This window comes from Nakamurella sp. GG22 (assembly GCF_052976845.2).
In genome coordinates this window covers 21,675-36,268 of sequence record NZ_JBRIIO020000012.1, presented here as the reverse complement: position 1 = coordinate 36,268, position 14,594 = coordinate 21,675, and the positions used below count along the sequence as shown (strand labels likewise).

At 68.8% G+C, this 14,594-nt stretch carries 15 protein-coding genes; 9 read left to right on the top strand and 6 right to left on the bottom strand.

What is annotated here, in order from left to right:
- The first annotated feature begins 98 nt into the window (after positions 1-98).
- Positions 99-479: a hypothetical protein gene (locus ACVBEQ_RS13520; protein ID WP_447153828.1), complete on the top strand. Its 381-nt coding sequence runs from the start codon at positions 99-101 to the stop codon at positions 477-479.
- Between the two features lie 47 nt (positions 480-526).
- Complete coding sequence (locus ACVBEQ_RS13515) at positions 527-1,204, top strand: acetate uptake transporter (protein ID WP_447153827.1); 678 nt, start codon at positions 527-529, stop codon at positions 1,202-1,204.
- 157 nt (positions 1,205-1,361) lie between these two features.
- Here ACVBEQ_RS13515 and ACVBEQ_RS13510 read toward each other — a convergent pair whose 3' ends face one another.
- A complete protein-coding gene (locus ACVBEQ_RS13510; protein WP_447153826.1) occupies positions 1,362-2,006 on the bottom strand; it encodes a LuxR C-terminal-related transcriptional regulator in 645 nt (214 codons plus the stop codon).
- Positions 2,003-3,199 (bottom strand): GAF domain-containing sensor histidine kinase, encoded by a 1,197-nt coding sequence (locus ACVBEQ_RS13505; protein ID WP_447153825.1) that lies wholly within the window; start codon positions 3,197-3,199, stop codon positions 2,003-2,005. Before ACVBEQ_RS13505 ends, ACVBEQ_RS13510 begins: the two co-directional genes overlap by 4 nt.
- Positions 3,200-3,323: 124 nt before the next feature.
- Here ACVBEQ_RS13505 and cphA point away from each other — a divergent pair, with 124 nt between their 5' ends.
- The 5 genes from cphA to ACVBEQ_RS13480 all read left to right on the top strand — a co-directional run bounded on the left by cphA (position 3,324) and on the right by ACVBEQ_RS13480 (position 8,423).
- Positions 3,324-6,215, top strand: a complete 2,892-nt coding sequence (gene cphA, locus ACVBEQ_RS13500) for a cyanophycin synthetase (protein ID WP_447153824.1) — start codon at positions 3,324-3,326, stop codon at positions 6,213-6,215.
- A gap of 9 nt (positions 6,216-6,224) precedes the next feature.
- The gene (locus tag ACVBEQ_RS13495; RefSeq protein WP_447153823.1) at positions 6,225-6,410 is read left to right on the top strand and encodes a hypothetical protein; all 186 of its coding nucleotides are present in this window, start codon (positions 6,225-6,227) and stop codon (positions 6,408-6,410) included.
- A gap of 1 nt (position 6,411) precedes the next feature.
- Positions 6,412-6,897, top strand: coding sequence for a ribonuclease E activity regulator RraA (gene rraA, locus ACVBEQ_RS13490; RefSeq protein WP_447153822.1), 486 nt, complete (start codon positions 6,412-6,414; stop codon positions 6,895-6,897).
- 114 nt (positions 6,898-7,011) lie between these two features.
- Positions 7,012-7,470 carry a sigma factor-like helix-turn-helix DNA-binding protein gene (locus tag ACVBEQ_RS13485; RefSeq protein ID WP_447153821.1) on the top strand — a complete coding sequence of 153 codons (459 nt, stop codon included), beginning with the start codon at positions 7,012-7,014 and terminating at the stop codon, positions 7,468-7,470.
- Entirely contained in the window at positions 7,467-8,423 is a 957-nt protein-coding gene (locus tag ACVBEQ_RS13480) for a hypothetical protein (protein WP_447153820.1), read from the top strand. Before ACVBEQ_RS13485 ends, ACVBEQ_RS13480 begins: the two co-directional genes overlap by 4 nt.
- 51 nt (positions 8,424-8,474) lie before the next feature.
- Here ACVBEQ_RS13480 and ACVBEQ_RS13475 read toward each other — a convergent pair whose 3' ends face one another.
- The 4 genes from ACVBEQ_RS13475 to ACVBEQ_RS13460 form a co-directional block, all read right to left on the bottom strand.
- Positions 8,475-10,967: a glycoside hydrolase family 3 C-terminal domain-containing protein gene (locus ACVBEQ_RS13475; RefSeq protein ID WP_447153819.1), complete on the bottom strand. Its 2,493-nt coding sequence runs from the start codon at positions 10,965-10,967 to the stop codon at positions 8,475-8,477.
- Positions 10,968-11,041: 74 nt separating this feature from the next.
- Positions 11,042-11,692, bottom strand: coding sequence for an SRPBCC family protein (locus ACVBEQ_RS13470; RefSeq protein ID WP_447153818.1), 651 nt, complete (start codon positions 11,690-11,692; stop codon positions 11,042-11,044).
- Entirely contained in the window at positions 11,689-12,072 is a 384-nt protein-coding gene (locus ACVBEQ_RS13465; RefSeq protein WP_447153817.1) for an ArsR/SmtB family transcription factor, read from the bottom strand. Before ACVBEQ_RS13465 ends, ACVBEQ_RS13470 begins: the two co-directional genes overlap by 4 nt.
- Positions 12,073-12,127: 55 nt before the next feature.
- Positions 12,128-13,312 (bottom strand): cation:proton antiporter, encoded by a 1,185-nt coding sequence (locus tag ACVBEQ_RS13460; RefSeq protein ID WP_447153816.1) that lies wholly within the window; start codon positions 13,310-13,312, stop codon positions 12,128-12,130.
- A gap of 56 nt (positions 13,313-13,368) precedes the next feature.
- Between ACVBEQ_RS13460 and ACVBEQ_RS13455 the strand changes: the two genes are divergently transcribed.
- Together ACVBEQ_RS13455 and ACVBEQ_RS13450 are read left to right on the top strand one after the other, a co-directional pair.
- Positions 13,369-13,770 carry a PPOX class F420-dependent oxidoreductase gene (locus tag ACVBEQ_RS13455; RefSeq protein ID WP_447153815.1) on the top strand — a complete coding sequence of 134 codons (402 nt, stop codon included), beginning with the start codon at positions 13,369-13,371 and terminating at the stop codon, positions 13,768-13,770.
- A 65-nt stretch (positions 13,771-13,835) separates the two neighbouring features.
- Positions 13,836-14,585 carry an ANTAR domain-containing protein gene (locus tag ACVBEQ_RS13450; RefSeq protein WP_447153814.1) on the top strand — a complete coding sequence of 250 codons (750 nt, stop codon included), beginning with the start codon at positions 13,836-13,838 and terminating at the stop codon, positions 14,583-14,585.
- Positions 14,586-14,594 lie beyond the last annotated feature (9 nt).

The window sequence follows — 14,594 nt, the reverse complement described above, 5'->3', positions numbered from 1 at the left end:
AAAGGACGTTGTTGGCGGGGCCGGAAGAACGAACGTCGTGTTCTTCGCTCGACATTGGGGTCTTTCGGCCTTCTCCTATGTGACCTACGGCGCCAACGATGAAGCCGCGGATCCGGGAGTCTGACGTCATGGAAAGCCCGCCCACCCCGCTGCGCTTTTCCCAACTCTCAGATCGGATGTGTCCGGACCGGACAGCCGACCGCGTCACTCCGCCGTCATCCGGCGAATACCACATCGACGGCGCATTCTCCGCTCCGGTTCTCCCCGGGCAGCGCCCAGCACCGGCAATCGAACGCCGCGAAATGTCCCGGAAATCTGCCGAGGACATATCCGAGAAAATCCGCCAAGATGGCGTCCGTCACCTACTGACGGGACGAGCGGCCGCCAACCTTGCCGAGTACGGCTACGGCGGGAATGCCTTTGTGCGGTCACTCATCGTCGGCGCGCCACCAGTATCCGGACGAACCAGCGTCCCCTGATCCCGGTCCACCCCGCACGTCAACGCCCCAACGAAGGAGCATTGAAGATGACAACGTCTCAGCAGACGCCGGCGGCCCATGCCGCCAACCCCCCCGACTTCAGCGACCCGACACAGGGCAGCCTTGCCCGGGCGCGGGAGATGGCCTCGGAGTCGGTCAAGTCGATCGCCGACCCGGCACCGCTGGGCCTGGCCTGCTTCGCCCTGACCACCTTCCTGCTCAGCCTGGTCAACGCGGGAATCCTGCCGAAGACCTCCGAACCCGTGGTGATGGGGGTCGCGCTGTTCTACGGTGGCGCCGTTCAGATCCTCGCCGGCATGTGGGAGTTCCGTAAGGGAAATGTTTTCGGAGCCACCGCCTTCTCGTCCTACGGGGCGTTCTGGCTGTCCTTCTGGGCCTGGTACACGATCTACGCCGCGGAGATCCCTGAGGCGGACCGCGCCAAGGCGGCAGGGTGGTACCTGGTCGCGTGGGGCATGTTCACCGTGATCATGGTGATCGCTTCCCTGCGCACCACCGTGCTGCTCTCCGGCCTGTTCACGATTCTTGCGGTGACGTTCTTCCTGCTGGCCTTCGGCGCCCTGGCCGGCAGCGCGACGCTCACCAAGACCGGTGGCTACTTCGGCATCGTGACCGCCCTGTGGGCCTTCCTGCTGTGCCTGGCCGGCGTTGCCGCGGCCACCTTCGGCAAGCCGATCATCCCGAACAGGTCGCTCGCGAAGTAATCGCCCCTGCAATTCACCCGCGAAACACCACCGGAGGCCTCGGCCGCCGGTGGTGTTTCGCGTTTCGTGGACTCGTCGATGAAATTCGCAGACAACGATTGATGCGTCAATAGATCGGTCGCTCCCGGCTGTACGGAGCGACATCGATAACAATTTGTTACAAAAGCCCGCGCTGGGTCGCCCGAACAACGGCCTGGAGCCGGGAATCGACACCCAATTTGTCCAGCAGTGCGGCCACATAACCCTTCACTGTGGTCTCCGCAATGAACAGCCGCGCGGAGATCTGCCGATTCGAGCAGCCCTCGGCGAGCAGGTCGAGGACTTCCCGTTCGCGCGGTGACAGCACGATGTGCTCGGTGCGCCCCCGCAGCGTGTTGACCAGATCGACCGCCAGCGCCTGCGCGACCCGGCTGTCGATCACCCGGTTGCCCGCCGCCAGCTGACGCAGCTTCACCACCAGATCCGCCGGTTCGGCGTCCTTGAGCAGCACGCCGTCGGCGCCGGCGGCCAGGCACTGCCGGAGCAGGTCGATCTCCGCGTAGGCCGTCAGGATCCCGATGTGGCCATTGCGGTTGCGCTCCTTGAGCCGGGCACAGGCGCTGACCGGTCCGGGCGCTTCGGGGGTGCGCAGATCCAGCAGCACCAGCTGGGGCTGGAAGGTGGTGGCGATCCTGATCGCTTCCGCGGTGGTGCCGGCCTCCCGCAGGACGTGATCGCCGAACGCCTCGGTCAACAGCGAGGCGACACCCCGGCGGGCCAGTGGATGGTCGTCGACGATCAGCACCTTGATCGGGGGGCTCATGATTTGTATCCCGGGACGGGCAGCGTCAGGCGCTGCACCACGAAGGCATCGGGGTCCGGGTCGATGGTCAGCTCGAGCTGGCCACCGAGCATTCCGGCCCGGTCGGACAGCATGCCGAGACCCGACCCGGGGGAACCGGGGCCGACGGCGGTGGACGGCCCGGACTGCTCGGCAGCCCCGCGATCGGCCAGCTCGCCCCACGGCATCTGCAGCAGCAGTACCACTTCGGCGGCGCCCCAACGCAGGGTCGCCATCACCCGGTCGGACCTGGTGTGCTTGAACGCGTTCCGCAGACCCTCCCGCAGCCCGTCGATGATCAATTCGGACACCTCCTGTGCCAGTGCCCGCGGCGTGCCCCGGTGACTCCACCACACCGGCACCGAGGTGGCGGCCGTGAATGTGCGGCCTTCGGCGACCAGCGCCAGGTCGAGGGCGCGGCCGTCGGGTACCCGGGAGAGATCGGCCAGTGTGGCGCGCAGGTCGGTGCGCGCCGCCGCGGCGATGTTCTCGATCTCCGCCAGTCCGCTGGTCAGCAGCACGGGGTCGCGGTCCTGCCGGTAGCGGTGGGCCAGCACCCCGACCGTGAACAGGGTCTGGGCGATGGAGTCGTGCAGCCGGCCGGCGATGGTCTGGCGCAGTTGGAGCGCCGAAAGTTCAAGCTGACTCGCCCGCGCGGCGATGTGGTGCAGCGCCGTGCCGGCCTCGGTCGCCAGGCCCTCCAGGCGGACAACCGCGATGTCGCCGGGGGTGCCGGTGCTGCGCAGTGCCGCGTACAGCAGGGCGGAGATCCCGTCCGGACCGAGGACGGGGACGCACACCATGCCGTGCAGACCTTCGATGTCGACCGCGGCCATGTAGTCGGAGGTGATCATCTGTGAGTGGTGGTAGTCGGCGAGCCGGGCGGGTTCACCGGTGCGGAGCACCAGACCGCCGAGTCCGGCCCCTTCCCGGATCCGCAGCGCACGGAACTCCTCCGAGCGAACGCCGCGGTAGACCCGCATCGGAAACTGGCCGTCCGCATCCCGCACGGCGGCGGAGGCGATGTCCATCCCGGTCACCACGCGGGCACGCGACACCAGGGCGCCGACGATGGACTCGACGTCCTCGTGCAGCCCTACGGTGGGTGCGGTCGTAGCAATAGCACAACGATCACGGGTTCCGGCCGCGACTTCCACTCGAAAGGCCCACTTCACACCTCGAGTGTGCTGGTCGGGGCGGTGGTGGCCGGTCCTTCGGTGCGGGTGTCCCCGGTAGCGCGGCGGTTCCCGGCGAGGGGCAGAATGCCGAGCATTGTCCGGCTGGTGGGAAGGCGCGTAGATGACAGAGTCGGCAGAGACCGCGACGACGGCCACCGGGTCGGCACCCGACGGACAGGGGAACGGCTCAGCCGGTAGTGCGGCCGGTAGTGGTTCTGCCGGTCTCGATGGGGCACCCGCCGCTACCGCTCCTGCCGCGGTCAGCCCGCCGGCACCGGCCGTCGACCCGGGCCGGCCCGACATCACCATCCGCGAATCTCGGGTCTACCGCGGCCCGAACTACTACTCCTACGAACCGGCCGTCCACATGGTGGTGGACATCGGCCGGCTCGAGCAGTTCCCCACCGACACCCTGCCCGGCTTCACCGAATCACTGCTCGCGCTGCTGCCCGGACTGCACGACCACCAGTGCTCGCGGGGGCGGGACGGCGGCTTCGTCGAGCGCCTCATCGAGGGCACCTGGGCCGGGCACGTCGTCGAGCACGTCGCGCTGGAACTGGAACGGACGGCCGGTCACGAGATCACCCGCGGGAAGACCAGGTCCACCGGCGAGGAGGGCGTCTACAACGTCATCTTCGGCTACCTGGACGAGACGGTCGCGACGCTGGCCGGCCGGCTCGCGGTGCGGCTGGTGAACTTCCTGGTGCCGGGCAACGACCTGTCCACCGACGACCTGGCGTCCTTCGATTTCGAGACCGAACACGACGATTTCCTCCGCACCTGCCAGCGGGTCGCGTTCGGGCCGTCCACCCAGGCCATCCTTGACGAGGCGATCGCCCGGGACATCCCGTGGCAGCGGCTCAACTCCGGTTCGCTGGTGCAGTTGGGGCACGGCGTCAACCAGCACCGGATCAGGGCGACGATGACGTCGTTGACGTCGTCGCTGGCCGTCGACATCGCCTCCGACAAGGAGCTGACGAACCGGTTGCTGGCCGCCGCCGGCCTGCCGGTACCGACGTCCGAGGTGGTGCGCAGGGCCGACGACGCGGTCCGGATGGCCCGCCGAATCGGGTACCCCGTGGTGCTCAAGCCGCTGGACGGCAACCACGGCCGTGGTGTGGCGATCAATTTGAACAGCGAGGAAGAGGTCCGCGCGGCCTTCGAGGAGGCCTACGACCAGTCCCGGCGGGGCTACGTGCTGGTCGAGTCGTTCATCAGCGGCAAGGACTACCGGGTGCTGGTCGTCGGCGGTCACATGATCGCGATCGCCGAACGGGTGCCGGCGCACGTCATCGGTGACGGCTCGAAGACGGTGGCCGAGCTCGTCGAGCAGACCAACGCCGACCCGCGGCGCGGCGTCGGCCACGAAAAGGTCCTCACCCGGATCGACGTCACCGGGTCCGCTGTCGAGCTGGTCCGCGAGCAGGGCTACGAGATGACGGACGTGCCGCCCCGCGGCGAGATGGTCAAACTGGCGTTGACCGGCAACATGTCGACCGGCGGCATCTCGATCGACCGCACGTTCGACGCGCACCCGGACAACGTCGACATCGCCGAGGAGGCCGCCCGGGTGGTCGGCCTGGACATCGCCGGCATCGACTTCCTCTGCCCGGACATCACCCAACCCGTCCGCGAGACGGGCGGGGCGATCTGCGAGGTCAATGCGGCACCGGGCTTCCGGATGCACTCGCACCCGACGATCGGCGACCCGCAGTACGTGGCGAAACCGGTGGTGGACCTGATGTTCCCGCCGGGCACCAGTGCCCGGATCCCGATCGTGGCCGTCACCGGGACGAACGGCAAGACGACCTGCAGCCGGATGATCGGGCACATCTTCAAGAACATGGGCCGCAAGGTCGGCATGACCTCCACGGACGGCATCGTCATCGACGACCGGCTCGTCATCAAGTCCGACGCCTCTGGCCCGCGCTCGGCGCGGATGGTGCTGCAGAACCCGCGGGTCGACTTCGCGGTGTTCGAGGTGGCCCGCGGCGGGATCCTGCGGGAGGGGTTGGGGTACTCGCGGAACGACGTCGCCGTCGTGCTGAACGTCGCGCCCGACCACCTCGGCCTGCGCGGCATCGACACCATCGAGCAACTCGCGCAGGTCAAGCAGGTCATCGTCGAGGCCGTCCCGAAAAACGGTGCCGCGGTGCTGAACGCGGACGATCCGCTGGTCAGGGGCATGCGCAGGGCGTCGTCGGGTGAGGTGGTCTGGTTCTCGCTGGTGCCGGACAACCGGATGATCTCCGACCACTGCCGGCGCGGCGGCAAGGCCGTCATCCTCGAGCCGGGCGAACTCGGCGATCTCATCGTGCTGGTGCACGGCCGTCGCCGGATGCCGCTCGCCTACACCCACCTGCTGCCGGCGACCTTCGGCGGCAAGGCCATGTTCAACGTGCAGAACGCGATGGCCGCGGCCGGTGCCGCGTACTGCGCGGGCGCGCACCTGCACGACATCCGCGCCGGGCTGCGATCCTTCACCCCGTCTTACTACTCCGCCCCCGGCCGGATGAACATGACCGAGGTCAAGGGCGTCACGGTCATCGTCGACTACTGCCACAACGCGCCAGCGATGGTGGCGCTCGGCGACTTCGTCGACCGGTTCTTCGAGGACGGCGCCAGCTGGGAACGGCCGCAGCGCATCGGCGTCATCGCCACCGCGGGCGACCGGCGCGATCAGGACATCGTCGATCTGGGCCGGGAGGCGGCGAAGCACTTCGACCGGATCATCGTCCGGGAGGACGTCCGGCTCCGCGGTCGCAAGCCGGGCGAGACGGCGGGCCTGGTCGTCGAGGGCGCGAAACAGATGCAGTCGGAGGGCTGCCGGCTCAAGCAAATCGAGGTGGTGCTGGACGAGATCGAGGCCACCAGGGTCGGTGTGGAGTGGGCCAACCCCGGTGATCTGGTGGTCGTCTGCGTGGATCGGGCACGGGCCGTCTGGGACGAGCTGCAGGCACTGGGACACCGTGCACAGGCCGGCTCGGCCGACGAGTTCGACGACCGGGCCTGACGTGAGCAGGTGAGTATTCCGGGGCCGGACGACGAACGCCCGGTCGAACCCAGCGCGGTCAACCCTGACCTCGGCGACACCGGGGGCGATCCGGTGTGCTGGGCGCCGCGGGTGTGCCCGGAGTGCGGCCTGTTCGTGCCGGTCGAGCCGCCGACAACCTGCCCCCGCTGCGGAACAACGGTCGGAGTTGACTGACATGGAGAGTTTCTCGACCGCCGACCTCTATGACCGCTACGGCGATCGGCTGCAGGTCTGCGACACCCAGTTCCGCCAGTTCGGCGGACGCGCGGTGTTCAGTGGTGACGTGCGGACCGTCCGCTGCTTCCAGGACAACGCCCTGCTCAAGGCGATCCTGGGCACCCCGGGCAACGGCGCAATCCTCGTCGTCGACGGCGGCGGGTCGGTGCACACCGCGCTGACCGGTGACCTGATCGCCGCGCTGGCGATCGAGAACGGCTGGGCCGGTCTGGTGATCAACGGAGCGATCCGGGACGCCGACGTGCTGGCCGGAATGGACATCGGCATCAAGGCGCTCGGCAGCAACCCGCGCAAGAGCAGCAAGACCGGCGCTGGGGAGCAGGACGTCGAGGTCACCATCGGCGGCGCGACGTTCCGGCCCGGCGACCACGCCTGGTGTGACAACGACGGCGTCGTGGTGCTGCCCGGCGGTACAGCCGCCTGACTCTCGGCGGCAGCTTCTCAGGGGCAGCTTCTCAGGAGCAGTGGGATTCACGCTGCTGTCTTACGGATCCGTCCCGCCGGCCCTTATGGGTGAGAGCGAGGGACGATGACGCCGGTGGCCGCAGTGAAGGACGACTTCACGGACTTCGTGGCGTTTGCCGAACCCCGGTTGCGGCTGGCTCTGGGTTCGGCGTTCGGTTTCGATGTGGCTGAGGACGCCACAGCGGAGGCTCTGGCTTTTGCGTGGGAGCATTGGGATCAGGTGTCGGCCGCGGAGAACCCGGTCGGCTACGTGTTCGCCGTCGGTCGTAACAAACTCCGGCGGAACCGACGCCGACAGCCCGTCCAACTGCCGCCGGTCCGGTCGGTCGAGCTGCCCTGGGTGGAGCCCGGACTACCGGCGGCGCTCAGTCATCTGTCGGAACGACAACGAGCAGTGGTGATGCTGCTGCACTGCTTCGACTGGACACTCGCCGAGGTCGCGGAGTTGCTGGCGATGTCGAAGGGCACCGTCCAAGTGCACGACCGTCGCGGCATGACGCGTCTCCGCCGCGACCTCGGGGTGCAGCGATGACCGACCTCGAAAAGCAACTCCGCGGCTACGGCCGGCAGATCGAGAACGACCTCGGTGCGGGCGCTTCCGAGGGGTCGGCGCCCGCGCAGGTGACCCGGCTCGAGGCACCGCCCTGGTCCAAAAGCGGGAGCCGGCGCAGTTCAGGACGGTCGGCCTGGGTGGCGGTCGCTGCGGCGACGGCCGCGGTTTCCGTCACCGCATCGCTCCTGCTCGGCCCCACTACACCCGAAGAAGGATCCATGAACAACAAGACATCAGGTGCCGCGGTCGGGATCTGCCTGTTCGCGGCTGGATGCACCAGCGGCGCCCAGGGCGCCGACACGTCCGCGACCGTCGCCGGTCAACCAGCCGCGCCGACGTCTGCGGTGTCGTCGTCACAGTCGTCGACCGGGGGGTTACCCGGCCTGTTCGACGAAGCAGGGGAGGTCACTCCCGGGACCTATCAGGTTGATCTTGTCGGCACACCGGTACAGATCACGGTGCCTGCAGGCTGGTCGAGATTCGAGGACTTTGCTCTGGAAGGTCCGGACAGCAGTTACTTCGCCTTCTTCGACGTGGAGGACACCTACAAGGACGGGTGCAACTGGGACAAGGGAAAGGCGGGGATCGGGCCCACCGTCGACGATCTCGTGACTGGCCTCCAAGCGGAAAAAGGTCTGAAAACAAGTGCGCCAGAGCCTTTGACCGTCGATGGATTCACCGGACGGCAGCTGATCACCACAACCGATCCGGCGATCAAGGATTTCTCCTCCTATTATCTGGGCGACTTCGCCGTCTGGACGGTGGTGCCGAACCGCCAGATCGGCAAGCAGCAGCCCGGTGAGAAAACCACCACCTGGATCCTGGACCTGGACGGCAGGCGTGGAGTGATCACCACCGGCTCGCCCGGATCGATGACTGACGCCACCCGGACGCAGGTTCAGGGCATGCTCAGTTCGCTGAAGCTCGGATGATTCCAGCGGCAGGAAGCGTGCGTCTCGCGCGACCTGTCGGCGATTGCCCGATCACCCCACCGGCAACGACGCCAGGTCGATGCTCACCTTGATGTCGCCCAGCCCGCGGGCGACCAGGAGCTCACCGCCGGGGGCGAGTTGACGCCACCCGCCTGCCTGCTCGTCCCAGCGCCGCCACATCCGCGGGTCCGTGTCGACCCGAACGACAGCGGTTGCAGCGGCAGCGATCTCGACGGCCCGCCAGCCCACCAGTCGCACCGGCTGATCGTGCTCGGCCGGCCGGTAATAGACCTGGACGACCTCCCGACTGTCCCTGGAGCCGATGTTCGTGAGCGTGACGGACACCTCGAATCCCTGCTGGGCGCTGCCGCCGGCGATCGTGGCGGACCGGTAGTCCCAGTTCGAGTACCCGAGCCCGTGCCCCAACCAGAACGCGGGCCTGGGCGCGGCCCCGCCGAAATGGCCGCGGTAGCCGATGGACGTGCCCTCGCTGTAGACGACATCGCCGTCGACCGGGGTCACCGACCAGGCGGGGGCCAGGCCGTCGTCGGCCGGGAAGGTGGTGACCAGCCGGCCCGCGGGTTCGATCGTGCCGAGCAGTGCGGCGGCAATGGCATGACCGCCCTCCTGTCCGGGTAGTCCGGCCCACAGCACGGCGTCGACCTTGTCGAGCCAGGGCATGATCACCGGGGTGGCCGAGTTGACGACCACGACCGTCCGGGCAGCCGCGTCGGCCACCGCCCTGACCAGGTCGTCCTGCCGGCCGGTCAGGCGCAGCGTCGCCTTGTCGACCGCCTCCGTCTCCTGCTCCTCGGTCAACCCCACGACGACCACCGCGACGTCGGCGTCCGCGGCCGCCGCGACGGCTTCCGCGATCACCTCGTCGGCATCCCGGGGGGCCGATCTCGCGATCAGTCCGGCGGTCGCGACGCCGCCCATCGGGCCTGTTTCGTCAGCGGCGACGGTCAGCTCGACCTGCACGACGCCGGTGTCATTGAGCGTCACGATCTCCGACCGGGACGGGGGTGCGAGCATGTCGTCACCGAAACCGGTTGACGTCGAGGCAACGTCCCACTCGATTCGCTGATCGCCGTTCTCTACCAGCCACTTTCCCTTGCCGACGACGCCCAGTTCGATATCGCCCAGCTCGATCTCACCCGAACCCGCCAGCCTGCCGCGCACCACCACGCGACCCACCGGCTGCGGGTAGTTGTCGTCGAAGCCGGCCAGGGCAAGCGCGCCGGGTAGGTGCTTCTCCTCGAGCAGCGACCCGTCCGCGCCGTAGATCCAGGCCCGGGCGCCGTCCTCACCGCTGACCGGATCGGTGACGAAGCCCGGCCGGGCGGGGACGGACCTGGTCCGTACCTCGACGCCGTCGGTCACCGTGACGGCGTCACCGAGCAGCGCAGAGAGTCCCTCGGCGACGCTCACCTGATGCGGCGGGTTGACCTGCGCAGAACCGCCCCCCATGCAGACCGTCTCCACGGCGTGCCGGCCGATCAGCGCGACATTGGTGGCGGCGGCGAGCGGCAGGACGCCGTTCCGGTTGGTCAGCACCGTCATGCCCGCCGCGGCGAGCTCGGTCAGTTGCGCCCGTCGCTCGGGACCACCGGGCGTCGGCAGGTCGTTCCGCCGGTCGGGCTCGGCGCCGAGTGCCCCGACCCGTTCGGCCAACAGCAGGATCCGGGCCAGATGGTCGTCGATGACGGACTCATCGACCTCGCCGGCACGGACGGCGTCGACCAGCGCATCGCCCCACGGGCCGCCCGGACCGGGCATCACCAGATCCAGGCCGCCGTTCGCCGCGGGCGCGGCCGTCTTGGTCGCGAACCAGTCGGACATGATGACGCCGTCGAAACCCCATTCACCCTTGACGATCTCGTTCTGGACATGGTCCTGCTCGGTGGCGGCCACACCGTTGACGTCGTTGTAGGCCGCCATGATCGACCAGGGCTGCGCATCCTGGACGGCGATCTCGAACGGCAGCAGGTACAGCTCCCGCAGCGTCGTCTCGTCGACCACGCTGTTCATCGTGTTCCGCGCCGTCTCCGACTCGTTGGCCACCAGATGCTTGAGACAGGCGCCGATACCGCTGCTCTGCAGGCCGCGGACATAGGCGGCGGCCAGCTTCCCGGTCAGCAGCGGGTCCTCGGAGTAGGCCTCGAACAGCCGGCCGCCGAGCAGCGATCGGTGCAGGTTGATGGTCGGGCCCAGCACCACATGGATGCCCTGCGCGATCGCTTCCTCGGCCAGCAGGCCACCGACCCGGTGGGCGACGTCCTCGCTCCACGCGGACGCCAGCAGGGTCGCGTTGGGGAACAGTGCGACGGTGCGGCCGCCACTGAACTTCAGTCCCCGGACCCCGGTCGGCCCGTCCGACAGCGCCACCGTCCGCAGGCCGATCGCCGGCTCGGGAGCAAGGGTGAACACGTCACCGCCGGTCAGCAACCGCACCTTCGCCTCCAGCGGGAGGCGCTCGATCAGCGCTCGGTGGTCAGCGGTGACGTTCGACGTGGGCAGCGGGGAGGGGGAGGTGGGGGACACCCGACGATCGTCGACCCCGAGCGGTCCGTTCGGCAACACGGAAACACCGGCCCTCCGCCGACCCGGCGCCGCGGTCAGCTGCCGGTGTGCTGTTGCTCCAGGTGGCTGGGCGCGAACTGGGCCAGTGCCATCTGCCTGCCGTCCTCGATCTGCTCGGCGGTGGCGGTGCCGGACTCCGTCACAGCGGATACCCAGGCCACGATGGAGCCCAGGGAGAACTCCTCGGCCTCCGGCGAACTCGCCGCGGCAACCGGGTCGTCGATGGCCTCGCCGTCCGTGAACCGCGCGAGCGCCATCAGGGCACCGTCCCATCCGGGCCCGACGTAGAAGGCGCCGGCGCCGCTGCCGGCCATCTCGGCCGGCACGGAGTGTTCGAGGAGAAGTTCGGTCTGATCGCCCTCGGCCACCAAGAACACGCTCACGATGCTGTTCGGAGCGCCGAACGTCACCCTCAGCAGCGCGGGTGGCTCGCACGTCAGGATGTCTCCGCCGGCATTGCCCTCGAGCTGGAACGAGCCACCGACCCGGAGGTCGCCGGTCAGTGGCATGAACCACCGACGCAGCCGGTCCGGGTCCGTCAACGCGCTCCAGACGTCCTCCGGGTCGGCGTCGTACCGCTGCCGCAGCGTCACGCAGTAGGTGTCCGCCGCGGTCTGGTCGTCCCCAGTGGTGCGGTGTTCCACGCTGCGGTGGATGGCCGCGAGGTGGTCGGCGAGGTCCTTCATCGTTCGTCCTTCCGGTCAGGGGTGGGTGGGCCGGCGGTCGCGTCGTCGGCCGCCATCCGGCGTTCCCGACGACCCCGCGCCAATTCGGTGGCAAGGGCGTCCAGGTGCTGGCTCCAGAAGCCTCGGAAGCGTTCCAACCAGACGTCGACCTCCTGCAGGGGTGCGGAGTCGACGGCGTAGAGCCGGCGAGCTCCGTCCGCGCGCACGGTGGCGAACCCGCTCTCCCGCAGCACCCGCAGGTGCTGGGAGACGGCGGGTTGCGAGATGCCGAACTCCTGCTGGATCACCTCGGTGAGGGCGCCCGAGGATTGCTCGCCGTCCGCGAGCAGTTCCAGGAGTCTGCGCCGGACGGGATCGCCCAGGACGTCGAACGCGTGCACCGGAGAATCATACCAACCCTCGCTTATATAAGCCAGAGCTTAGGTCAGTCGGCGGCTAACTGGAGCCGACGGCCGGATCGCCTTCCGCACCCGCGGTCTGTGGTGGCAACGCCGACGCGGGATTCCTGGCGGCGAAGCCGGCGGCGATGGTGGTGATCGCGATCGTGACCAGGGCGCCGAGGATCAGTGCAGGGGCCTCCCCCGGTGCGAGGAGGTTCGCCTCCGTCGCCAGTGTTGCCGCCGCGACCGGGACGCCCAACTGGGCACAGGCCATCGCGCCGATGTGCAGCGGCTGCCCCGTCACCCGCATCGTGATGTGCGCGAGCAGCGCGCCGATGCCCAGCGCCACGCCCAGCAGGATCAGCTTCGGATTCTCGGCCAGGTCGCGGACGTTGAGTGACGCGCCGAGCCAGACGAAGAACAGCGGCCCGAGGAAGCCTTCGGTCAGGGCGAACAGCTGCTTGGTGAGTCGCCTGGGTTGCCCGATGGCGGCGACGACGAGGCCGAACGCAAATCCGGCCAGCATGATCGACACGTGGGTTGCCGTGGCGATGGCACACAACCCGAACAGGATGGCCAGGCTGACGCGGAGCTCGATGGTGAATTTGCGCCGCTCCGACAGCCGGTGGACCTTCTTGCGGGACGCCGTGGCCTTCCATTTCCCGAGGGCCACGTACAGCAGCCCGGCCGCGCCGATCACGGCGCACGCACCGAGCGACGCCTGCAGCGCGCGGGTGGGATTGCTGACCAGCGGCAGCGCCACGATGCAGGCGGCGTCCGCGATCGCGATCTGCGGCAGCAACTCGAGGATCGGTGGCCCACCGAGCTGGAGCGAGCCGACGATCGGCAGGATGAGCGCTGCCGAGGACGAGGCCATCAGCACGGCGTAGAGCGGCGCGTTGCCGGTCCCGAACAGCGCGGCGATGGCGATGCCCAGGCCGGCCGCGAAGACGGCGACGGCCAATGCCCGGAGGGTGCCGATCTTGATGCCGCGCAGCAGGATGGGGTCGCGAATCGGCACGTGCGAACCTGCGACGAACATCACCAGCGCGAAACCGATCTGCGCGAGGAAGCTCAACGTCTCGTCGGACGCGTCGATCCAGCCGAAGCCGGTGATGCCGAGGACCATGCCCGCGACGAGTTCCCCGAGCACGATCGGGATGTTCCAGCCGGAGCGGATGGACAGCAAAGGGCCGATCAAGCCTGCCGCGGCGATGATGGCCAGCGTTCCGAAGCCCATGTGACCTGCCTTCTGCAAGGACGACGTCGGCGCCGGTCCTGGCGCACACTATGCCGATGGAACTGGACAATGCGCTCATCTTCATCAGAACTCATTCCAGGTCCGTGCTGGCAACCCGCCGAAAGAACGGGCTTGTCCAGATGTCTCCGGTGAACGCCGGAGTGGTCGACGGCGCCGTGTGCATCTCCAGTCGGGCTCCGCTGGCGAAGGTCCGCAACATCCGTCGGGACCCGCAGGTGTCCGTGCTGGTCTTCACCGAGGAGTTCTACGGCTCCTGGGTGCAGATCGACGGCCGGGCCGAGATCATCGATCAGCCTGACGCCCTTGACCTGCTCGAGACGGTCTACCGGGCGATCGCGGGGGAGCATCCGGACTGGACCGAGTACCGTCAGGCGATGATCCGCGACCAGCGGGTCGTGATCCGCGTTCGTCCTGAGCACGCTTCAGGCAGCCTGTGATCGGCGCCGGAGAACGATCCGGCGGGTGGATCCGTCCCCGCTGTTGTTGACGAGAGGGCGTCCCGGTGGACGACGACGAAGGCGACCTGGCGCTTGCCGACGGCCTGGCAGGCCTTGCCGGACTGTCAACGGGGCGGCTGAACCTGACGGAAACGCAGTCCGCCATCGCCGAGCTGTTGGTGCTCGCGGTCGGCAGCGCCGAAGGGGCCGGCGTGACGGTCGACGAGGCCGGGCAACCGCGCACCATGGTCGCTGGGCCTGATGCGATCGGCGAGATCGAACGTATCCAGCACTCCATCGGCGAGGGCCCCGCGGTGACGGGTGTGGGTGGGCTCAGCTCGGTTGTCTCCGGATCTCTCGGGCGGGACGCTCGTTGGCCACGCCTCGGGCCTCGTGCGGCGCGGCTCGGCCTGCACAGCATGCTGTCGCTTCCGCTGCGGACCCCGAGCGGTGTGCTCGGCGTGATGAACCTGTACGGCACGCAGAAGGACGCCTTCGGTGAGCAGGCCGTGCTGGTCGGCGAGCGGTTCGGCACCGCCGCCGCCATCGCCATCGAGAACGCGCAACTGCTGGCGGAGGCCAACCGGCTCGCCGGCAACCTGCAGGCCGCGCTGATCAGCCGGGCGGTGATCGACCAGGCGTTGGGCATCATCATGAGTCGCACCGGGTGCACCGCTGACGAGGCCTTCGACCGGCTCCGCGCCCGCAGTCAAGCGGAGCACATCAAGGTGTGGGCCGTCGCGCAATCCGTGGTGGACGCAGCGGTCCGCCGGGCGCGCGCCCGGCGCGCCATCGAGGGGCCTCGGAGCAGCTGACCGCGTATC